The organism is Amycolatopsis sp. NBC_01480 (assembly GCF_036227205.1).
Taxonomy (GTDB): Bacteria; Actinomycetota; Actinomycetes; order Mycobacteriales; family Pseudonocardiaceae; genus Amycolatopsis.
The window spans coordinates 9,354,598-9,377,615 of record NZ_CP109442.1 but is presented as its reverse complement, the minus strand read 5'-3'; the positions used below and the strand labels follow the sequence as shown (position 1 = coordinate 9,377,615).

General features: G+C 71.8%; 10 protein-coding genes and 1 pseudogene. 9 read left to right on the top strand and 2 right to left on the bottom strand.

Annotated features, from left to right (window positions below; translation table 11 throughout):
• Positions 1-67: 67 nt before the first annotated feature.
• The 3 genes from treY (at position 68) to glgX (ending at position 6,305) form a co-directional block, all read left to right on the top strand.
• On the top strand, positions 68-2,350 hold the full coding sequence (gene treY / locus OG371_RS43680; protein WP_329063043.1) for a malto-oligosyltrehalose synthase: 2,283 nt from the start codon (positions 68-70) through the stop codon (positions 2,348-2,350).
• Positions 2,347-4,077 carry a malto-oligosyltrehalose trehalohydrolase gene (gene treZ, locus OG371_RS43675; protein ID WP_329073419.1) on the top strand — a complete coding sequence of 577 codons (1,731 nt, stop codon included), beginning with the start codon at positions 2,347-2,349 and terminating at the stop codon, positions 4,075-4,077. The genes treY and treZ overlap by 4 nt, the downstream gene beginning before the upstream one ends.
• A gap of 80 nt (positions 4,078-4,157) precedes the next feature.
• Positions 4,158-6,305: a glycogen debranching protein GlgX gene (gene glgX, locus OG371_RS43670; RefSeq protein WP_329063041.1), complete on the top strand. Its 2,148-nt coding sequence runs from the start codon at positions 4,158-4,160 to the stop codon at positions 6,303-6,305.
• 334 nt (positions 6,306-6,639) lie between these two features.
• Here glgX and OG371_RS43665 read toward each other — a convergent pair whose 3' ends face one another.
• Positions 6,640-8,028: an IS1380 family transposase gene (locus OG371_RS43665; protein ID WP_329062161.1), complete on the bottom strand. Its 1,389-nt coding sequence runs from the start codon at positions 8,026-8,028 to the stop codon at positions 6,640-6,642.
• A 465-nt stretch (positions 8,029-8,493) separates the two neighbouring features.
• Between OG371_RS43665 and OG371_RS43660 the strand changes: the two genes are divergently transcribed.
• The 5 genes and pseudogenes from OG371_RS43660 to OG371_RS43640 all read left to right on the top strand — a co-directional run.
• The gene (locus OG371_RS43660; RefSeq protein WP_329063040.1) at positions 8,494-10,470 is read left to right on the top strand and encodes an alpha-1,4-glucan--maltose-1-phosphate maltosyltransferase; all 1,977 of its coding nucleotides are present in this window, start codon (positions 8,494-8,496) and stop codon (positions 10,468-10,470) included.
• 126 nt (positions 10,471-10,596) lie between these two features.
• Positions 10,597-12,411 (top strand): maltose alpha-D-glucosyltransferase, encoded by a 1,815-nt coding sequence (gene treS, locus OG371_RS43655; protein WP_329063038.1) that lies wholly within the window; start codon positions 10,597-10,599, stop codon positions 12,409-12,411.
• Between the two features lie 5 nt (positions 12,412-12,416).
• Positions 12,417-13,808 carry a maltokinase N-terminal cap-like domain-containing protein gene (locus tag OG371_RS43650; protein ID WP_329063036.1) on the top strand — a complete coding sequence of 464 codons (1,392 nt, stop codon included), beginning with the start codon at positions 12,417-12,419 and terminating at the stop codon, positions 13,806-13,808.
• A gap of 3 nt (positions 13,809-13,811) precedes the next feature.
• Entirely contained in the window at positions 13,812-16,037 is a 2,226-nt protein-coding gene (glgB, locus tag OG371_RS43645) for a 1,4-alpha-glucan branching protein GlgB (RefSeq protein ID WP_329063034.1), read from the top strand.
• Between the two features lie 209 nt (positions 16,038-16,246).
• A pseudogene (locus tag OG371_RS43640) lies at positions 16,247-17,086 on the top strand (glycoside hydrolase family 16 protein); the annotation flags it as partial.
• Positions 17,087-17,714: 628 nt separating this feature from the next.
• Here the strand turns inward: OG371_RS43640 and OG371_RS43635 are convergent.
• Complete coding sequence (locus tag OG371_RS43635) at positions 17,715-18,725, bottom strand: helix-turn-helix domain-containing protein (RefSeq protein ID WP_329063033.1); 1,011 nt, start codon at positions 18,723-18,725, stop codon at positions 17,715-17,717.
• A 112-nt stretch (positions 18,726-18,837) separates the two neighbouring features.
• Between OG371_RS43635 and OG371_RS43630 the strand changes: the two genes are divergently transcribed.
• The gene (locus OG371_RS43630) at positions 18,838-22,968 is read left to right on the top strand and encodes a S8 family serine peptidase (protein ID WP_329063031.1); all 4,131 of its coding nucleotides are present in this window, start codon (positions 18,838-18,840) and stop codon (positions 22,966-22,968) included.
• Positions 22,969-23,018 lie beyond the last annotated feature (50 nt).

The following is a 23,018-nucleotide window of genomic DNA, read 5'->3' as shown; positions in this document are numbered from 1 at the left end:
ACGCTTTCACTGCACTCAGTGAGGGGAAAGCGTCATCCGCTGCAGCCGTGTTCAGTGAGGTGGGCGCGTGACCAAGCCGTCCTCGACGTACCGGGTGCAGCTGCGCCCGGAGCTGACTTTCACCGATGCCGCCGAACTGGTCGATTACTTACGCGACCTCGGCGTCGGCGCGCTGTACACCTCGCCGGTGCTCGACGCGACTCCCGGCTCCACCCACGGTTACGACGTGGTCGACCCGACCCGCGCGCGGCCCGAGCTGGGCGGCGAAGAGGCCCGGAAAGCGTTGTCGGCACGGCTGAAGGAAGCCGGGCTCGGGCTGGTCGTCGACATCGTGCCGAACCACATGGCCGTGGAGGTGCCGAAGACCAACGCGTGGTGGTGGGACGTGCTGCGCAACGGCCGTGAATCCGCGTACGCCGGGTACTTCGACATCGACTGGAGCCGTGGCCGGCTGCTGCTGCCGGTCCTCGGTGACGACGACGCCGTCGCGGATTTGGCCGTGGAAGGCGACGAACTCGTCTACTACGACCACCGCTTCCCGATCGCGCCCGGCACCGATGGCGGCAGCCCGCAGGAAGTCCACGACCGTCAGCACTACGAGCTGGTGGGCTGGCGCCGGGGCAACGCGGAGCTGAACTACCGGCGGTTCTTCGACATCACGAATCTGGCGGCGGTCAGCGTCGAGAAGCCCGAGGTGTTCGCCGAGACCCACGGCGAGGTGCTGCGCTGGGTGGCCGACGGCGACGTCCAGGGCCTGCGCGTGGATCACCCGGACGGCCTCGCCGACCCCGGCGGCTACATGACGCGGCTGCGCGAGGGCGCGCCGGGCGCGTGGCTGGTGGTCGAGAAGATCCTGCACCCCGGCGAAGCGCTGCCGCAGAGCTGGCCGGTGGACGGCACCACGGGGTACGACGCGCTGCGGGAGATCGCGGGTGTGTTCGTCGATCCCGCCGCCGCGCCCGCGTTCACCCGGCTGGCCGGCGAGCTGGGCGGCCGGACCGATTACCACGCCGTGGAGGAGCAGGCCCGCCGCCTGGTCACCGACCGGATCCTGGTCGCGGAAGTGCGCCGGATCGCCGCGTTGCTGACCGGGGTGGAGACCGAAGCCGCGCGGGCCGCGGTGGCCGAGGTGATGATCGCGTTCCCGGTCTACCGCTCGTATCTGCCCGAGGGCGGCGAAAACTGGGCCGCGGCGCTCGAGCTGGCGCGGAGCCGTCGGCCGGACCTCGGCGCGGCGCTCGACGCGCTGGACACCCAGGTGCGCGGCGAGCCCGAGGGCGAGCTGGCCACCCGGATCCAGCAGACCTCGGGCATGGTCGTGGCCAAGGGCACCGAGGACACCACCTTCTACCGGTTCACCCGGTTCGCCGCGCTGAACGAGGTCGGCGGCAACCCGGACCGGTTCGGCCTCGGCGTCGCGGACTTCCACGGGCTGGCGGAGAACCGCGCCGCGGCGTACCCGGCGACGATGACCACGCTGACCACCCACGACACCAAGCGCTCCGAGGACACCCGGGCGCGGCTGGCCGTGCTCTCGGAGGTGCCGGACGAGTTCGCCGCCGCGGTCCGGCGGTGGACCGCGCGCCGGCCGATCGACGAGCCCGCGCTGAACCTGCTGGCCTGGCAGACGCTCGTCGGAGCGTGGCCGATCAGCGCCGAGCGGCTGCGGGACTACCTGGACAAGGCCGCCAAGGAGTCGAAGCTCCGCACCACCTGGACCGACCACGACGAGCCGTTCGAACGGGCCGTCGCCGCCTGGCCCGGGCAGGTGCTGGGCGACGCCGAGCTGGCCGCCGACGTCGAGGCGTTCGTCGAGCGCGTGCGCGGGCCGGGCTGGGTGAACTCGCTCGGGCAGAAGCTGGTCCAGCTGGCCGGCCCCGGCGTCCCGGACGTCTACCAGGGCACCGAGTTGTGGGACTTTTCCTTGGTGGACCCGGACAACCGGCGCGAGGTGGACTACGGCGTGCGCCGCGAGATCCTCGCCCGCGTGCTGGCGGGTGAACAGCCGGAGGTCGACGAGACCGGCGCGGCCAAGCTGCTCGTGGTGCGCAAGACGCTGACGCTGCGGCGCGAGCGGCCCGAGCTGTTCACCGGTTACCGGCCGCTGCACGCCGAGGGCGCCGCCGCCGAGCACCTGCTGGCGTTCCAGCGCGGCGAGGACCTGGCCGTGGCCGTCACCCGGCTGCCGGTCGGGCTGGCGCGCGGCGGCGGCTGGCGCGACACCGTGCTGCCGCTGACCGAGGGTGTCTGGACCGACGTGCTGACCGGCCGCACCGTCGGCGACCGGCCGGCCGCGGCGTCGCTGTTCGACCGCTACCCGGTGGCTTTGCTGGTACGAGGGGATTCCTGATGTTCACGGTGTGGGCGCCCGAGGCCGAGCGCGTGCGGGTCCGGGTCGACGGCACGGACCACGCCATGACCGCGGCCACCGGCGGCTGGTGGCAGGCCGACGTCACCGGCACCGACTACGCGTTCCTGCTCGGCGACGACGAAAAGCCCCTGCCGGACCCGCGTTCGCTGCGTCAGCCCCACGGTGTCCACGAAGCCTCCCGCGTGTACGACCACTCGGCGTTCGCGTGGACCGACAGCGGGTGGACCGGACGGCAGCTGCCCGGCGGCGTCGTCTACGAGCTGCACCTCGGCACGTTCACCGAAGGCGGCACGTTCGACTCGGCCATCGAGCGGCTGGGCCACCTCGTGGACCTCGGCATCACGCACGTCGAGCTGCTGCCGGTGAACTCCTTCGACGGCACCGCGGGCTGGGGCTACGACGGCGTGCTGTGGGGCGCGGTGCACGAGCCGTACGGCGGGCCGGACGGGCTGAAGCGCTTCGTCGACGCGTGCCACGCGCGCGGGCTGGCCGTGCTGCTCGACGCGGTCTACAACCACCTCGGCCCGTCCGGCGCCTACCTCGACCGGTTCGGCCCGTACTTCGCCGGGGCCACCGACTGGGGCGCCGGATTGAACCTCGACGGGCCGGGCTCCGACGAGGTCCGCCGGTACGTGCTCGACAACGCGCTCGGCTGGCTGCGCGACTTCCACGCCGACGGCCTGCGCCTCGACGCCGTGCACGCCCTGGTCGACAAGCGCGCGACGCACCTTTTGGAGGAGCTGGCGGCCGAGGTCGAGGAGCTGTCGACGGCGTTGCGGCGGCCGCTCACGCTGATCGCGGAGTCCGACCAGAACGACCCGAAACTCGTCACCACGCGAGACGGCGGCGGCTACGGGCTGGGCGCGCAGTGGTCCGACGACCTGCACCACGCGCTGCACGTCCGGCTCACCGGCGAGACCACCGGGTACTACACCGACTTCGCCGCGCCGGGCGCGCTCCCGAAGACGTTGCGCGAGGTGTTCTTCCACAACGGCACCTGGTCCTCGTTCCGCGGGCGGACGCACGGGCGCCCCCTCGACACGCGGAAGGCGCCCGGTCACCGGTTCCTCGCGTACCTGCAGAACCACGACCAGATCGGCAACCGCGCGACCGGCGACCGGCTTTCGGCCACGGTCTCGCCGGGCAAGCTGGCCTGCGGCGCGGCGGTGGTGTTCTGCTCGCCGTACACGCCGATGGTGTTCATGGGCGAGGAGTGGGCCGCGAGCACGCCGTGGCAGTTCTTCGCCTCGTTCCCGGACCCGGTGCTGGCCGAGGCGGTGCGCACGGGTCGGCGGCGCGAGTTCGGCCGGCACGGCTGGGGCGAGGCCGACGTGCCGGACCCGATGGACCCGGCCACCGTCGCCCGCTCCCGGCTCGACTGGGCCGAACCCGGCCGCGAAGGCCACCGCGACATGCTCGAGCTGTACCAGACCTTGATCCGCTTGCGTCGTGAACGCCCGGAGCTGGCCGACCCGCGGCTGGCCGGGCTGGTGGTGCAGGCCGCGCCGGACAGCTCGTGGCTCGTGCTGCACCGCGGCGCTCTGCGGCTGGCGTGCAACTTCGGCGCCGAGGAGGTCACCGTCCCGCTGGGCGGGACGGCCGAGGAGGTGCTGCTGACCTGGGGCGCGCCCGGGACCGACCTGGCGGGCGGCGTCACCGTGCGCCTGCCGGGGGAGTCGTTCGCGCTGGTCAGCACCGGTCCCTGAGGACCGCCCGGGTCTGGCCGAACCCCTGACCCGGACGTGCACCGGTCCCGTTCGGGCGCGGACTTTGGGAGGATCTGCCCATGGCCACGCGACCCGCATCCGACACCCAGGTCCTCGCCGGACGACCGTTCCCGCTCGGGGCCTACCCCGAGGCCGGCGGCGTGCGCTTCGCCGTCACCTCCGCCGTCGCCGACGCGGTGGAGGTCTGCCTGATCGCGGACGACGGGTCCGAGCGCCGGATCGAGGTCACCGAGCGCACCTTCGGCGTGTGGCACGGCCTGGTCCCCGGCGTCACCCCCGGGCAGCGGTACGGCTACCGCGTGCACGGCCCGTACGACCCTTCGCGCGGGCTGCGCTGCAACCCGGCGAAGCTGCTCGTGGACCCGTACGCCTACCGCATCACCGGGCGGCTGACGAACCTGCACGCCGCGCAGGGCTTCGTCGGCGACCCGGCCCGCGGCCCCGCGTCCACTGTGGACTCCCTGGGCAGCGTGCCGCTCTCGGTGGTGATGTCGCCGGGCGGGCCGGACACCGGCGCAAAGCCCGAGGTGCCGTTCGAGGAGTCGGTGATCTACGAGGTGCACGTGAAGGGGTTCACGCAGCAGCACCCGTTCATCCCGGAGGCGCTGCGCGGCACCTACCTCGGCCTCGCGCACCCGGTGTCGATCGAGCACCTGGCCCGGCTCGGCGTCACCACGGTCGAGCTGCTGCCGGTGCACGCGTTCACCGACGAGCCGTCGCTGATCCGCGCGGGCCGGCACAACTATTGGGGCTACTCGCCGCTCGGCTACTTCGCGCCGCACCCGCGTTACGCGAGCGAGCCGGGGCGTGAGGTCGAGGAGTTCCGCACCATGGTGGCGGCGCTGCACGCGGCCAACATCGAGGTGATCGTCGACGTGGTGTTCAACCACACCTGCGAGGGCGGGCCGGACGGGCCGACGCTGTCGCTGCGCGGGCTCGACGCCCCGGCCTACTACCTGCACACCAAGCGCGGGCACATGGCCGACATCACCGGCTGCGGCAACACCCTCGACGCGGGCTCGCCCACCGTCGTCCGGCTGGTCACCGACTCCCTGCGGTACTGGACGCAGGAACTGGGCGTGGACGGCTTCCGCTTCGACCTGGCCAGCACGCTCGGCCGGCCGCGCGGCGGCATGTTCGACCGCGATTCGACCATGCTCACGGCCATCACCACCGACCCGGTGCTCTCCGGCTGCAAGCTCATCGCCGAGCCGTGGGACGCGACGGGAGAGGGCTACCGCGTCGGTGACTTCGGCGCGCAGTGGGCCGAATGGAACGGCCGCTACCGCGACACCCTGCGTGACTTCTGGCGCGGCGCCACCGGCGTGCGCGACCTCGCCTTCCGGCTGTCCGGGTCCTCGGACCTGTACGACCACAACCTGCGCCGCCCGTGGCAGTCGATCAACTTCGTCACCGCCCACGACGGCTTCACACTGCGGGACCTGGTGTCCTACAACGAAAAGCACAACGAGGACAACGGCGAGGACAACCGCGACGGCACCAACGACAACCGCTCGTGGAACCACGGCGTGGAGGGCGAGACCGACGACGCGGGCGTGCTCGCGCTGCGCACCCGCCAGGCCCGCAACCTGCTCGCCACGCTGCTGCTGTCCACCGGCACGCCGATGCTCACCGCGGGCGACGAGATGTGGCGCACCCAGGGCGGCAACAACAACGCCTACTGCCTCGACGACGAGACCTCCTGGCTCGACTGGACGCCGTCGGCGGCTTCGGAGCCGATGCTCGCCTTCGCCCGGCGGCTGGTCCGCATCCGCGCGGAGAGCCCGGCGCTGCGCCAGCCGGAGTTCTTCGAAGGCCGGACCACGCCCAGCGGCAAGCCCGACCTGATCTGGTTCCGCCCCGACGGCGAGGAGTTCGACGAGGTCGACTGGTTCGACGACGACCGCCGCTCGCTCTGCCTGTGGATCGACGGCTCCAACAGCCAGGCCCGCAACCGCGAGGGCGCGCTGGTCACCGACCACTCGTGGCTGCTCATCCTGCACGCCGGCGACGAGCCGCTCGAGGTGGTGCTGCCCGGGCGCGAGTACGGCGAGACCTACAAGCCGACCCTCGACACCAGCACCGCCGACGGGGTCTCGACCCATCCCGCCGTGCTGGAGCCGAAGGCGCGGATCACCGTCGAGGCGCGGTCGCTGCTCCTTCTGCGCGCCCCGCGCGATTTCATCGAAGGCCCGCAGACGCCGTGAGGGAACCGCCCGCCCACCGACCCGTGCCGCCTCGCTCACCCGCGCCTCCTGCCCGCGCCGCTCACCCGTCCACCCGCGCCTCCCACTCGCGCCGCTCACCCGTCCACCCGCGCCTCCCACTCGCGCCGCTCACCCGTCCGGTGGGTCGCCTGAAGCGCCCCAATGTGGCGTTGGTTGCGTTGAGCCTGGATCCACCGATGAGTTTGTTGGTGATCTTGGTGTGGGTTGGTGATCTTGGGTTGGGGTGTGGGCGTGCTGGGTCGTGCTGGCTGGTCCAGCGCGTCCACGTGTGGTTTCCGGTCAGGCCCTGTTTTCGGGGTGGGGCGGGTGGGGTTCAGGCTGGGTGTGGTGGTGGGTGGGTGCTGGTGAACAGGGTGGTGAAGGGGGCTGCCCAGGGCCAGTTGCGGGGCAGGTGCAGCACGATCTGGCCGGAGGGGGTGCGGGTGATGTGGGAGGCGAGGTGGATGAGGTGGCGGCGGATGGTGCCGGTTCTGGCTTTGGCGTGGAAGGTGGAGGCGAGGTGGCCTGCGGCGCGCAGGAGGTTGTGGGTGAGGGCGGAGAGGGTGAGCCAGGCGGCGTTGGCAGCGAAGCGGCCGGAGGGGAAGTGGGCGAGGGCGGCGTCGGACAGGTCGGCGAAGACCTGCTCGATGGCCCCGGCGCGGGCGCGGTGGTGGGCCTCGATGGCCGCCGGGCCGGCGGGATAGTTGGTGAAGATGGCCTGGTAGCGCCAGGCGGTGAACAGTCCCGGCGCCTCTTCTGGGGTGTGGGCGGGGGTGCGGCGCACGACCAGGTCGGCGGTGATCCGTTGTCCGCGCTGGGTGGTGGGATTCGTGAACGCGGTGTAGCGGGTGAGGGCGATCTCGGCGGTGTGGATCCGTGTCCCGGTCTCGCCGTCGTGGACCGGTTGGTCGTAGGTGATGGTTGTCCAGGCGGTCTCGGGGATCGCGGCGATCGCGGCGCGGATCGGTTGGCGTTGCGGCGCGGTGACGCTGAACCAGTGCCCGGCGTCGGTGACGGTCTTGATGACTTTCCCGACGTAGAACCCGGAATCCATGCGCACCCACAGTTTCTGTCCTGTCCCCAGGGCGTGGGCCGCGGTGGTCAGGTTCTGCCGCAGGAACGACGCCGCGCCGCGGCGGGTGTCGGCGTTGCCGCCGCGCAACCGGGTGCCGGTGATCACCGGCGCGCTCCGGTCCCGGCCGCCGGAGAGGGTGGCGGCGAGGAAGTTCAGCCCGCGGACCTTGGTATAGCCGAACGCCGCGCCTTCTTTGCTCCGCCCGAACACCTGGCTGATCTTGGAGTCCAGATCGAGGAACACCGGCCGCCCGGCCGCCTCCGGCACCGGCAGCACACCCGGGGCCAGCTCACCGAGACGGGCCAGGACCTGCCCGGCCGTTCTCTCCAGCTGCGCCACGTGCCCGATCGTGAAATGCCGCAGGAACGTGCCCAGCGTCGACGGCGCCCGGATCCCGCCGAACAGGGCCGGTAACCCGCCGTGGCGCAGCACATCCAGATCGTCGATCGAGTCCGCGCCGGCGACCATGCCCGCCACGATCGAGGCGATCTTCGCCCCCGCGTTCGACCCTTTCGTGCCACCCAGGGTCAGCAGCTCGTCGGCCACATCCGCCAGCCCGGCGTGCTCGGCCAGCCGCATCACCGGAACCACACCAGCCTGCGACACGAGATCCGGATCATCACAGCGCACCGACAACGCGCCAGCCATATGAGACGATCGCATCAGCAGATGCCCTCCCACTCGTGGACTCTTGTTCCGTCGCAAGAACAATCATCCCAAGTCAGAGGGCATCTGCGCATCCACGACACGACCCACCACCAAGATCATCGGTGGATCCAGGTTGAGCGCACCGAACGCCGCATTGGGTGCGTCCAACGCACCCAATGCGGCATTGGGGCGATTCACGCGGAGCGGCGCGGGCGGGGCGCGGGCGCGGTCCCGGGTGCGGGCGCGAAACACAAAAGTCGCGTGATGTTCACGATTTCGCTGCGCGGGTCCCGGCGTGGCGAAACCCGTAACGTGAAAGAACTTCCGCCGTACGGCGTCGTGTCGCCCGTCCGGGTGGCGGGTACGTTCGGGGAAAGGCCCCGCTGTCAAGGGCTTTGATCGAATCAGGCACACTGACCGTGCTCGCGTCCGCACAGTCACGAATTCGGTTAAAGGGGCGTTGCCATGACCGGCCGGCTCGGTATCGACGAGGTCACGCCCACCGTGAGCTGTGGCCGGTATCCGGCCAAAGCCGTTGTGGGAGAACACTTCCCGGTGTCCGCGACGGTGTGGCGCGAGGGCCACGACGCGGTGTCGGCCACGGTCGCGTGGCGCGGGCCGGGCGACCGGGTCTCGCGCCAGACCCGGATGGTGGAACAGGGCACCGGGCTCGACCGGTTCGCCGCCGTGGTGGTGCCCGACGCCGAGGGCATGTGGACCTACCGCGTCGACGCGTGGAGTGATCCCTGGGCGACCTGGGAGCACGCCGTGGAGGTCAAGATCGCGGCTGGGCAAGGGCCCGGCGAGCTGGAGAACGACCTCGAGAACGGCGCGCGGCTGCTCGACCGCGTCTCCCGCCGCCCGGACCGCCGGGCCGAGCGCGGCCTGCTGGCCGGCGCCGCGGCGATGCTGCGCGACGACGAGCGCGACCTGGCCGGGCGGGTCGGCGCCGCGCTGTCGCCGGAAGTCCGCCGGCTGATGCACGAGTTCCCGGTGCGGGAACTGATCACCAAGGGCAAGCCGCTCAAGCTGTGGGTCGACCGCAAGCGCGCCGCGTTCGGCTCCTGGTACGAGCTGTTCCCGCGCTCCACCGGTGGCGTCGACGAGAACGGCGAGGCGGTGCACGGCACCTTCGCCACCGCCGCGCAGGCGCTCGACCGCGTCGCGGGCATGGGCTTCGACGTCGTGTACCTGCCGCCGATCCACCCGATCGGACGAGTGAACCGCAAGGGCCCCAACAACACCCTCGGCGCCGGGCCGGAAGACGTCGGCTCGCCGTGGGCCATCGGCGCGGACGAGGGCGGGCACGACGCGATCCACCCGGACCTCGGCACGATGGAGGACTTCGACGAGTTCACCGCGCGCGCCGAGGGCCTCGGCCTGGAGGTCGCGCTCGACCTCGCGCTGCAGGCCGCGCCCGACCACCCGTGGGTGCTCAAGCACCCGGAGTTCTTCACCACCCGGCCGGACGGCTCGATCGCGTACGCGGAGAACCCGCCGAAGAAGTACCAGGACATCTACCCGGTCAACTTCGACAACGACCCGCGCGGCATCTACGACGAGGTGCTGCGGCTGGTGCTGCACTGGGTTTCGCACGGGGTGCGGATCTTCCGGGTGGACAACCCGCACACCAAGCCGCCGGACTTCTGGGCCTGGCTGATCCAGTCGGTCAAGGACGCGCACCCGGACGTGCTGTTCCTGGCCGAGGCGTTCACCCGCCCGGCGCGGCTGTGGGGGCTGGCCAAGCTCGGCTTCACCCAGAGCTACACCTACTTCACCTGGCGCACGACCAAGGAGGAGCTGGTCGAGTTCGGCGTCGACCTGGTGGAGCACTGGGACCACGGCCGGCCGAACCTGTTCGTCAACACCCCGGACATCCTGCACGAATCGCTGCAGCACGGCGGTCCCGGCATGTTCGCGGTGCGCGCCGCGCTCGCCGCCACCATGTCGCCGACCTGGGGCGTGTACTCCGGCTACGAGCTGTTCGAGCACCAGGCGGTGCGCCCGGGCAGCGAGGAGTACCTCGACTCGGAGAAGTACCAGCTGCGCCCGCGCGATTTCGCCAAGGCGCTGGCCGAGGGCCGTTCGCTGGAGCCGTGGATCACCAAGCTGAACGCGATCCGGCACGCGCACCCGGCGCTGCACGGGATGCGGTCGCTGCGGTTCCACCACGTCGACAACGGCGCGCTGCTGGCCTACTCCAAACAGGACCCGGCCACCGGCGACACCGTGGTGACCGTGGTGAACCTCGACCCGCACGGCGCCCAGGAGGGCACCCTCTGGCTCGACCTCGACTCGCTCGGGTTCGAATGGCACGAGCGGCTGATCGCGCACGACGAGGTCACCGGGGAGACCTGGGACTGGGGCCAGGCGAATTTCGTCCGGCTCGAACCGTGGCGTGCGGTGGCCCACGTGGTCGCCGTGCGACGCCGGCTCGCGTAACGACTCGCCGGCTTTCCGGCACCTCAGCACTCCGACAATTCAGCGGATTGGCCAACCACCCTGCGCCGGCGGCATGCGGCAGGGACGATCGAACGTACCCAGCGAACGCGGGACGAGGTGGAGTTCATGGACAAGGGTGACCGGCCCGACGCGACTCTGGGACTGGACCTGGACGGAGTGCCCCACACCGGGGAGGCGATGGACGCCGACGGCATGCTGGTCGAACCGCAGGCGGGCGACTTCGAGGCGGCCGAGCAGGCGCCCAGCAACCCGCACTGGTTCAAGGGCGCGGTGTTCTACGAGGTGCTGGTGCGCGCGTTCGCCGACTCGAACGGCGACGGCACCGGCGACCTGCGCGGGCTGGCCGGCCGGCTCGACTACCTCGAGTGGCTGGGCGTGGACTGCCTCTGGCTGCCGCCGTTCTACGCCTCGCCGCTGCGCGACGGCGGTTACGACATCAGCGACTGGCGCGCCGTGCTGCCGGAGTTCGGCAGCGTGGACGATTTCGTGCACCTGCTGACCGAGGCGCACAAACGCGGCATCCGGGTGATCACCGACCTGGTGCTGAACCACACCTCCGAGGCGCACCCGTGGTTCCAGCAGTCGCGCTCGGACCCGGACGGCCCGTACGGCGACTACTACGTGTGGAGCGACGACGACTCCCGCTACGCCGACGCGCGCATCATCTTCGTCGACACCGAGACGTCCAACTGGACGTACGACCCGGTGCGCGGCCAGTTCTACTGGCACCGCTTCTTCTCCCACCAGCCCGACCTGAACTACGAGAACGCGAACGTCCAGGAAGCGATGCTGGACGTGCTGCGGTTCTGGCTCGACCTCGGCATCGACGGCTTCCGGCTGGACGCCGTGCCCTACCTGTTCGAGCAGGAGGGCACCAACTGCGAGAACCTGCCGCGCACGCACGAGTTCCTCAAGCGCTGCCGCAAGGTGGTCGACGACGAGTACCCGGGCCGGATCCTGCTGGCCGAGGCCAACCAGTGGCCCTCGGACGTGGTCGAGTACTTCGGCGACCCGGCGGTCGGCGGGGACGAGTGCCACATGGCGTTCCACTTCCCGCTGATGCCGCGCATCTTCATGGCCGTGCGCCGCGAGTCCCGGTTCCCGATCTCGGAGATCCTGCTGCAGACCCCGCAGATCCCGAGCGGCACGCAGTGGGGCATCTTCCTGCGTAACCACGACGAGCTGACGCTCGAGATGGTCACCGACGAAGAGCGCGACTACATGTACTCCGAGTACGCCAAGGACCCGCGGATGAAGGCCAACATCGGCATCCGCCGGCGCCTGGCGCCGCTGCTGGACAACGACCGCAACCAGCAGGAGCTGTTCACCGCGATGCTGCTGTCCCTGCCGGGCTCACCCGTTCTGTACTACGGTGACGAGATCGGCATGGGAGACAACATCTGGCTCGGCGACCGCGACGCGGTCCGCACCCCCATGCAGTGGACCCCGGACCGCAACGCCGGCTTCTCCGCCTGCGACCCCGGCCGGATCTACCTGCCGGTGATCATGGACCCGGTCTACGGCTACCAGGCGCTGAACGTCGAGGCGCAGTCGAACAACGCCTCGTCGCTGCTGAACTGGACCCGGCGGATGATCGAGGTGCGCAAGCAGCACCACGCGTTCGCCGAGGGCGACTTCGTGGACCTGGGCGGGTCGAACCCGAGCGTGCTCGCCTACAAGCGCCAGTGGCGGCGCCCGGACGGGCGCGAGGACGTGGTGCTGTGCGTGAACAACCTGTCGCGCTTCCCGCAGCCGGTGGAGCTGGACCTGGCCGCGCACCGCGGCGGGGTGCCGGTCGAGCTGACCGGCGGAGTCCGTTTCCCCGGCATCGGCGAGCTGCCCTACCTGCTCACGCTGCCCGGTCACGGGTTCTACTGGTTCCAGCTCCTCGAGCCGGAAGACGAAGGCGAGATGAGGTGAGTCCCTTGACCGACCCCGGTCACCTGGTCGACGAACTGGTCACCGAGCTCCCGGGCTGGCTGCCGTCCCAGCGGTGGTTCGCGGGCAAGGACCGGCCGGTGACCGCGGTGCGGCCGCTCGGGGCCACGGTCCTGATCGACGGCGACCCGCAGCTGCTGCACGTGGTCGTCGAGGTGATCCAGGGGGACCGGCAGGAGCCGTACCAGCTGCTGGTCGGCCGCCGGTCGCACCCGCCGGAGATCGCTTCGGGGTCGTGGATCGGGGCCGACGGCGGGCTGAACTTCTACGAGGCGAGCGGCGACGCGGACCTGACCGCCCTGCTGCTGGACAAGATCGTGGCCGGCGAGCGCGTCGGCCCGCTGGTCTTCGAGCACGAACCGGGCGCGGTGCTGACCGGGGGCCTGCGGGCCCGGCCGATCACCTCGGAGCAGAGCAACACCTCGCTCGTCTACGGCGGGCAGTACATCCTCAAGCTGTTCCGCAAGCTCAGCCCGGGCCTCAACAAGGACCTGCTGCTGCACCGCGCGCTGCAGGCCGCGGGCTGCGAGCACATCGCCGAGGTGGTCGGCTCGATCACCGGCGAGCTGGCCGGGGAGCCCACCACGATCGGCATGCTGCAGGTGTTCCTGCCCGACGCCGTCGACGGCTGGGCGATGGCCACCACCAGCGTGCGCGACCTGATGGCGGAGCCGGAGCTGCGGCCGGAAGAACTGGGCGGAGACTTCGCCGGCGAGGCCGAGCGGCTGGGCACGGCCGTCGCGCGGGTGCACGCGGACCTCGCGTCGGCGCTCGGCACCGAGCCGGTTGACGACAACGAGCTGGACCGCACCGTGAAGGCGATGGCCGACCGGCTCGACGAGGTCGCCCGCGATGTGCCGGAGCTGGCCGAGCACGTGCCGGCGCTGCGCGCTGCGTTCGACGCCGTGCGCGAGCTGCCGCCGGGCTCCTCGCCGATCTCGATGCAGTACGTCCACGGCGACCTGCACCTCGGCCAGGTGCTGCGCACCGTCGGCGGCTGGCTGCTGCTGGACTTCGAGGGCGAGCCGGCCGCGCCGGTGGCGGAGCGGCACGCGCTGCGCTCGCCGTTGCGCGACGTCGCGGGCATGCTGCGCTCCTTCGACTACGCGGCCCAGCAACTGCTCGTCGGCCAGCCGGAGGATCCGGCGCTGACCGAGCGGGCACTGGAGTGGGCGCGCCGCAACCGCGCCGCCTTCTGCGAGGGTTACGCCCTGGGCGCCGCGGCGCCGCTCGGCGACCCGCGCGAGCACGGGGAACTGCTCCGTGCCTTCGAACTCGACAAAGCGGTGTACGAGGTCGCCTACGAGCACGCGAACCGGCCGGACTGGCTGGCCGTCCCGCTCGCGGCGATCGCCCGCATCACGCACGGAGGTGAGTGACCAGTGACCACGGCTCCCCGGGACCTGCCCGATGCCGCCCCGTCGCCGCAGGACATCGACAACCTGCTCGCCGGGTCCCACCACGACCCGCACTCGGTGCTCGGCGTGCACTCGGACGGCAAGCGCATCTATGCGCGCGCCCTGCACCCGGGCGCGAAGGCCGTCACGGTGCTGGCGGGCGGGGCCCGGTTCCCGCTGGAGCGGGTGGCCGACGCGCTGTTCGCGGCCCCGCTGCCCGAGCACCCCGGCGATTACCGGGTCGAGGTGGACTACGACGGGCACACCGTGGTCACCGACGACCCGTACCGCTGGCTGCCCACGGTCGGCGAGCTGGACCAGCACCTGATCGGCGAGGGCCGGCACGAGCGGCTGTGGGACGTGCTCGGCGCGCACGTCCGCGCCTACGAAACCCCGGACGGCACTGTCGAAGGCGTGTCGTTCGCGGTGTGGGCGCCGACCGCGCGCGGGGTGCGGGTGATCGGCGACTTCAACGCCTGGGAGGGCCGCGGGCACCCGATGCGCTCGCTCGGCTCGTCGGGCGTGTGGGAGCTGTTCATCCCGGACGTGACGGTGGGCAGCTGTTACAAGTTCCGGATCCTCGGCGCGGACGGGCACTGGCACGAGAAGGCCGACCCGATGGCGTTCGCCACCGAGGTCCCGCCCGCCACCGCGTCGAAGGTGACCCAGTCGCAGTACACCTGGGCCGACCAGGAGTGGGCCGCGCGCCGCGAGGCGACGAACTGGGCCGACGCGCCGATGAGCGTCTACGAGGTGCACCTCGGCTCGTGGCGCCCGGGCCTGGGCTACCGCGAGCTGGCCGACCAATTGGCCGAGTACGTCGAGGAAACCGGCTTCACGCACGTGGAGTTCCTGCCGGTGGCCGAGCACCCGTTCGGCGGTTCCTGGGGCTATCAGGTCACTTCCTACTACGCGCCGACCTCGCGCTTCGGGGACCCGGACGATTTCCGTTACCTGGTCGACCATCTGCACCAGCGCGGGATCGGCGTGCTGGTGGACTGGGTGCCCGCGCACTTCCCGCGCGACATCTGGGCGCTGGCGCGGTTCGACGGCAGCCCGCTGTACGAGCACGAGGACCCGCGCCGCGGCGAGCAGCCGGACTGGGGCACGCTCGTGTTCAACTTCGGCCGCAACGAGGTGCGCAACTTCCTGGTGGCCAACGCGCTGTACTGGCTGGAGGAGTTCCACCTCGACGGCCTGCGCGTGGACGCCGTCGCCTCGATGCTCTACCTGGACTACTCGCGCAAGGAGGGGGAGTGGCTGCCGAACGAGTACGGCGGCCGCGAAAACCTCGACGCGGTGCGGTTCCTGCAGGAGCTGAACGCGACTGTCTACAAGCGACACCCGGGCGTGGTGATGGTGGCCGAGGAGTCCACCGCCTGGCCCGGCGTCACGCGCCCGACGCATCTGGGCGGCCTCGGCTTCGGCTTCAAGTGGAACATGGGCTGGATGCACGACACGCTGCGCTACCTCGGGCACGAGCCGGTGCACCGCGCGTTCCACCACAACGAGATGACGTTCTCGCTCGTGTACGCCTGGAGCGAGAACTTCGTGCTGCCCCTTTCGCACGACGAAGTGGTGCACGGCAAGGGATCGCTGTGGCAGCGGATGCCGGGCGACGACTGGAACAAGGCGGCCGGGCTGCGCTCGCTGCTCGCGTTCATGTGGGCGCACCCGGGCAAGCAGCTGCTGTTCATGGGCGGCGAGTTCGGCCAGCCGCAGGAGTGGTCGGAGTCGGACTCGCTCGACTGGCACCTGCTGGAGCAGCCACTGCACCGCGGCGTGCGCGACCTGATGCGCCACCTCAACGGCATCTACCGCGACACCCCGGCGCTGTTCAGCGGCGACGTGCGGCCCGAGGGCTTCCAGTGGATCGACGCGAACGACTCGGGCGGCAACGTGCTGAGCTTCCTGCGCATCGGCTCCGACGGCTCGCGCCTGGCCTGCGTCGCCAACTTCGCCGGCGTGCCGCACCACGACTACCGCGTCGGCCTGCCCGCCGCCGGTCGCTGGACCGAACTGCTGAACACCGACGCGGAAGCCTATGGCGGCTCCGGCGTCGGGAACCTCGGCTCGGTGGAGGCGACCGTGGAGCCGTGGCACGGGCAGCCCGCGTCGGCCGTGTTGCAGCTGCCTCCGAGCGGCGTGCTGTGGCTGACCGAGGCGTCTCCGGCCGGTCCTCTGGAGGAGGTCATCCCGGCGGTGAGCTGACGGGCTGGCGCGCGCTGCCGCAGGGTGGGGCGGCCGGTTCTGCCCGGATGCACCCCGGATCCGTCCCGCTCGGCTCCGTTGTCGGAAAATGTCTCACGTCTTGTCTTGCCTGTGAAGAACGGCACGGGCATACTTTGTTGCCATCCACAACAAACCCGGGGTGGCGCCGCCAGGCCGCTCCTCGAGGGACGAGGATGACGATGAAGTCTCTGAAGACGTCCGCACGGTGGCGGCTGCTGGCGATTCCGGCAGCCTTGTCGGTCGCCGCGGCGGTCACGCTCGCGGCCGCCCCGGCCGGCAGCGCCGCCCCGACGCCCGCCCCGGCGAAAGACGCGAAGATCCTGGACCAGTTCTCCGACGACTTCGACGGCCCGGCGGGCAGCCCGGCCGACGGCTCGAAGTGGACCTACGAGACCGGTGACAACGGCGGCAACAACCACGAGCGCGAGTGGTACACCGCGGGCGCTTCCAACGCGGCGCTCGACGGCCAGGGCCACCTGGTGATCACCGCCAAGAAGGAGAACTCCGGCAACAACTGCTGGTACGGCGCGTGCGAGTACACCTCGGCGCGGCTGAACACGGCCGGCAAGTTCTCCACCAGCGGCGGCCACATCGAGGTGCGGATGAAGCTGCCGCGCGGGCAGGGCATGTGGCCCGCGTTCTGGATGCTCGGCGGCAGCAACTGGCCGACCGACGGCGAGATCGACGTGATGGAGAACATCGGCAAGGAGCCGACCACCGTGCACGGCACGATCCACGGCCCGGGCTACTCCGGCGCCAACGGCATCGGCGCCGCGTACAACGGCCCCAACTTCTCCGACGACTTCCACACCTACGCGGTGGACTGGAACGGCGAGAGCATCACCTGGTCGGTCGACGGCAACGCCTACGAGACCCGCACCCCGGCGGACCTCAACGGCAACCAATGGGTCTACAACCACCCGTTCTTCCTGATCCTGAACCTCGCCGTGGGCGGCGACTGGCCCGGCGACCCGGACGGCAGCACGCAGTTCCCGCAGCAGCTCGTCGTGGACTACGTGCACGTGAGTTAGAAATCCCTGGCGGACAAGGCATCGGCCGTGCACGGCGCGGGCGGGCCCACCTTGCGAACCGCCACCCCACCGGACGCCGCCTGCTCTACGGCGGTGGGCGGGGATCCCGTTGGCGCGGGTCCCCGCGGACTCGCCCGGCCTGCTTCGGCGGGCCGGGCGGGGCCCCGGATCTCCTCCGGCTTTGGCGCTGAAGGTCAGGCGCCCCAAGACTTTCTTGTCTGGTTTCCCTGGTTGGCCGAGGCTTCGGCTCCCCGCCGGTGCCGGGGCTGAAGCCCAGTCGACCCAAGGCTTTCTCGTCTGCTCGCGGCTTGGAGCCAGCCGCTCGCTGGCGTTCGTCTCGGCGGTTCGCCCGGGCCGGGCGAGGCTGCGGATCAATGCCTGGCGCTGAAGTCCAGGCGCCCCAGGTATTTCCTGTCTGGTTCACCGGTCGGCCGGGACCTCGGCTCCTCGCCGGTGCCGGGGGTGAAGGCCGGTCGCTCCCAAGCCTCGTGCTCCTCGCGGGTCAGAGCCCGTCGTGCCCGCCCGCGTTCATCCCGGTCTGGTTCGCCCGGGCCGGGCGAGGCTGCGGATCACTGCCAGGCGCTGAAGTCCAGGCGCCCCAAGACTTTCCAGTTCTCACCGCCACTCAAAGCCAGCCGCGCTCGCGGGCGTTCATCCCGGCCTGAAACCGCGTGGTCGCGTTCAGCTCGGTCATCAAGGCCCGGACCCGTCGTTGCGTGGTGCGAGGGCTCCACCCCAGCGCGCGCCCGATTCCCGCATCGGTCTGACCGGCCGCGAGCAAAGCCAGCAGCTCGCTCGTCTCCGGATCGCGCCCGGACGTTGCGGGGTTGAGTGCCTCGTTCAGCGGCACCGCCCGGTCCCATTCCGCCTCGAACAGGGTCACCAGCGCGTCCAGCAACGCGGAGGCGTGGATGATGTACGCCGCGTCCACCACGTGCGGGGACGAGCTGATCGGGATCACCGCCGTCTGCTCGTCGGCCAGCACCATTTTGATCGGCAGCTGCGGACGGACCCGCGAGCGTTCGCCGTGGGTGCCGCTGATCAGGATGTCGCCGTGCAGGCGGCCGGGCAGGGCGATCGCCTCGCGGTCGTAGATCACGCGGTACGCGACGCCGTCGGTCAGCCGCCGGTGTTCGTGGCCGAGGTTGCCGCCGGGCGGGCTGACATACGGCGGGCGGTCGAAGCCGCGGATCTGCGTGCGGGCGCCGTCCTGGAGCCGGCGGACGCGGCTGTCGATGTTCTCGGCGCCGGTGACCACCTCGACCAGCTCGGCCGGGTGGGTGAACCGGCTGGCCTCGCGGTGGACCTCCATCAGGTCCTCGATCGCGGCCCGCGCGCCGCGCAGTTCGGCGGCCCGCTCGGCCGCGAGCCCGCCCAGCGCGATGTCCGGCGGCGCGGCGAGGTACCGCGCGGGCCGTCCGGGCACCCGGCTCGCCAGCCCGCCGGTGGCCAGCCGCGACAGCGCCCGCGCCACCTGCTGGGCGGAAAGCCCGCATTGCTCCGCCAGGTCCACCGCGCGCGTGCGCGGATGACCCAGCAAGGCGGTGTACACCCGCGCGTCCGCGGCCGGGATGCCGAGCGCGTCCAGGTCCCGCAGCTGCTGGCGGGAACCCGCCACCTGGCGACTATTGGTCATGGTGGCTATCTTGCGCCAGCCGCGCGCGGACTGGGAAATTGATCCGATCACTGGGCGGACGCCGCTGTCCCGCCCGGCCCCGGATCCCCGAACCCCCGAGAAAGGGAGCGTCGTGCAGACGAACCCGCTTCGCGGCTTGCTCGCCGTCGTCACCGCGGTGGTCACCATCGCCGCGGTCACCGCCGCGCCGGCGACCGCCGCCCCGCCGCCGGAACCGCAGGCCCCGCCGTCCAGACACATCGCGATGCCGGACGGCGGCGCGATCACCCTCGACGCCGACGGCACCGCGACCCGCGCCGACGCCCACGGAAAGCCCCTCGCCAAGACCGTTCTCGCGCTGCCGCAAGGCACTTCGGCCCTCGGCGGCTTCGACCTGCCCGACGACGCCGTGCGCGCCGCCTTCACCCAGACCACCGCGCCCGCCCAGCCCGGCGACGTGCTCGTGCAGCTCGCCGGCAGCACCACGGTCACCGGCGCCCCGCTGGCCGCCGGCCGCCGCGCCGCGAAAACGTCCGATGACGGGGTGAACGCGGCCTTCGGCAAGGTCGGCGCCACCTCGGTCGAGCCGGTGTTCCCCGACGCCGCCGACGTGCCCGCGCTCGCCAAGACCGTGCTCGTCCACCTCGGCGGCCAGGACCCGGCGGCCGCGGCGAAGACGCTCGGGGCCACCCCCGGCGTCGTCAGCGCGAAGCCGAACCGGCGTGTTTCCGCGATGTCCACCGGCCCGGTGCCCGTGCCGCAGCCCGCCGTGAAAGCCGCGAAACTCCCGCAGGCGCACCAGAATCCGCTCGCGCCGGTGCCCTCGAACTACGGCGTGACCTCCTCGGCCCAGAGCTACCTCAACGCCGGCGGGACCAACGCGCTCGGCGCGTACAGCCTGTTGCCGGGCAAGCTGCCCGGCGCCGGCGAGATCATCACCAACGTCTCCATCGGCGACCTCACCGACCAGTCCATGGCCGACGCGGGCGACGGCTACGTCAGCACGTACGGCCCGACCACCGTGGTCCAGAACGGGCAGCGCTACCTCGACCTGCCGTCGATGCCGCTGATCCCGACCTACACCGCGAGCCCGTCCGGCCGGCTCGACCCGCTCGGCTCGGCCGAGCAGCAGGACCCCGCGCTCGGCGAGGTGCTGCTCGACTTCGGCGTGATGGCCCCGCTGCCGCACGACCGGCAGCGCCCCGGCGCCACCGGCTCCGGCCTGACCGACCTGCTCGGCATCGCGCCCGGCGCGCAGTACCGGCTGGTCGTCCCGCAGCAGCCGACCACCGACCAGATCGCGGTCGCGCTGATGGCCGCCGCGCGCCAGACCCCGCGCCCGGACGTGATCACCGCGAGCCTCGGCTTCGGCACCGACACCGCGGGCTTCCCCGGCCGCTACCTCGAAGACGACCCGGTGACCCAGGCCGTGATCGCGACGATCGTGCGGCAGTACCACATCGTCGTCACCGTCTCCTCCAACGACGGCACCCGGCTCTACACCCCGGCCGCGGTCGGCCCGGACGGCGGCAGCACGCCCACCGACGTCACCCGTGACACCCGCGCCACCACCGACATCAACGACGTCGCGTCCTCCACCACGCCCAGCCAGGTCACCGACAGCGGCGCCATCGCCGTCGGCGGCACCACGCTGGACGACACGCTCGCGGTGCCGCAGCGGGCCGGCGGCGCGGCCGCGCACAACCCGACCTTCGCCACCACGCGCACCGACGGCGGCGGCAACTTCTCCTCCGGCTTCGGCACGCGCGTCAACGTTTCCGCGCCCAGCGACGGAATCCTGGTCTACGAGCACACCCCGCGCGGCTCGGCCCAGGACGTGACCCCGGTGCTGAACGGCGGCACCTCGGCGTCCGCGCCGATGACCGCGGCCGCGGCGGCCGTGGTGCTGCAGGCGGCCAAGACCACCGGACGGCCGCTGGACCCGGCCGCCGTCCGCTCGGTGCTGGAGCAGACGGCGCGGCCGGTGGCGAGCCCGCCGCAGGCCGACCGGCCGGTGACGGTCGGGCCGCAGATCGACGTCACCGCCGCGGTGCAGTCCGTGCTCGGCGGCTGGCGGGCCCCGGCGATCTCGCGGGTTTCGGTCGCGCACCGGGTCGCCACCGGCGGGCTTGGCGGACAGTTCCTCGAGAACGCCGACGGCGGCCGGATCGACCTGCAGACCAACGGCACCGGCGAAGGCCTGCTCGGCCCGGTCACGGTCGGCGCCGACGTGGTGGGCGCGCCCCCGAACGCCACGTACGCGCTGAAGATCGGTGGGCACGAGTTCACCGCGAACGTCCCCGCCGTGCGGCTCACCCCGACCGAAATCCTCACCGCCGCGGGCCAGCCCGTGGTGTCCACAGAGGACCGTACGGTGCCGGTCACGTTCGAGGTGCGCCTCGGGCCGTGGGTGGTCGCGTCCGCGAAGCAGACGCTGACCTTCGGCCCCACCGACGGCGCGTACGCCGAGGCTCAGGCCCCGGTGGCGCCGGCGACCGTCGCCCCGGGACAGGCGGTGAAGGTGCACTACGACCTCACCGGCGTCCGCACCCTGTCCAACCCGCAGCTGGTCGTCTCCACACTCGGGCACTGGAACCCGGTTTCCGCGCCGCTGTTCGGCACCGGTTTCGTCGCGCCGCTCACCGCGACGGCGGGTGACGTGCTGGTCCCGGCCACCGCGTTCGCCGGCGGCGCCGGGGTTTACGGCATCGGCATCGTGCAGCGCTCGGTGACCGGCAACGCGGGCAGCCCGACCTACGGCGAGTTCACCGCGGTCCGCGTCGGCGGCACCGGAGACCGTCGGCCGGACGCGCCGACGCTCGCCGCCGGTGGCAGCGCGATGGCCCACAACGTGGAGATCACCCGCTCCGCGCCGGGCTTCTCGCTGGGCTACGACGTCCGCGGCGTGCCGGGCGCGACCGGTGCGGCCGTTGAGGTCTCGGCGCCCGCGCCCACGCTGTTCAACGCGCTCAACACCGTCACGAACGCGAACGGCGACCGCCGTGACCAGGGCGGTCAGAGTGCGGGATCGGTGGCCTACCAACAGCTTCCGTCACGCAGCGGGGTCGCGGCCCTCGACGCGGTGAAGCTCGGCCTCGGCGGCTCGCTGTCGTACAACGTCCGCGTGTTCGCCACCGACCGAAACGGCCGGGTCCTCGGCCAGGCGTCCCCGACGTCGTTCCTGACCTTGGACGACGGTTACGCGCCCGGCGACACCGCGGTGACGAGTTTCGCCGCGGCTGCGCAGGGCACGTCGTACGCCGCCTTGCGTGAGCCCGGCGCGGGGGAGTCCGTGCGGGAGTACAACGCGGCCGCCGGGACCTACGGCCGGGTCGTCACCAGCGACCCGTCGCCGTCCGGCGGCTACCAGGTGCTCGGCGCGGACGCGGATCGCTTGGCACTGCTGCACTTCACCGCCACCGGCTCGTCGCTGGAAACCTACGACACGGCCACGGCTAAGCCGGTCGGCACCGCGGCCACCGACGGGTACACGGTGCAGGGCGGCCGGGTCGATCCGGCCCGCCACCGCGCGGCGATCCTGGCCAAGCGCACGTCGGACAGCGCCGATGTCGTGCTGCCGCTGAACCTCGGCGACGGCAAGCTCGGCACCCCGCTGCCGGCCGATCCGCCGGGCGCGCCCGCGGGCGGGTTCAAGATGATCGAGCTGGACCAGGCGACCGGGCTGGTGTACCTCTCGCGGGCCAGCACCAGCTCGATCTGCTTCGGCGGCGGGGCGACCGCGGTGGCCAGCCTGGACCTGGACTCCGGCGCGGTCCGGCCGTCCGACGCGGGCAGCATCTGCGCCGGCGGGCTGGCCGTCGACGAGGCGGCGAACAAGCTGTACCAGCTGACCTACCGCTCGGTCAGCGTCAACATCGTCGGCACCTCCTCGCTGAACGCGGTCACCGGCGACACGCTCGCGTCCGCGGGCACGATCCCGGTCCGCCAGCAGCAGGGCGGGTTCCTGGCCGTCGATTCGGTGCACCACCTCGGTCTCGTGGCGTTCCGCACGCCGCCGGTGCTCACGCCGTTCGGCCACCCGGGCGGGGTGAACACGGACAACAACGCGACCAGCCAGTTCGCGGTGATGGACCTGGTCACCGGCAAGCAGGTGGCGACGGCCTCGGGGCTGAACTTCGTGTCCAGCCCGTTCGGCGGCGAGTACAACTCGCTGACCGAGCGCTCGGCGCAGTTCGACCCCGCCACCCGGACCGGCTGGGTGCCCTCGTCCGATGGGCGGCAGCTGCAGCAGTTCCGGTACTGAAGCTGTGACGACGGTGGCCCCGCTCCGGGTTGGAGCGGGGCCACCGTCGT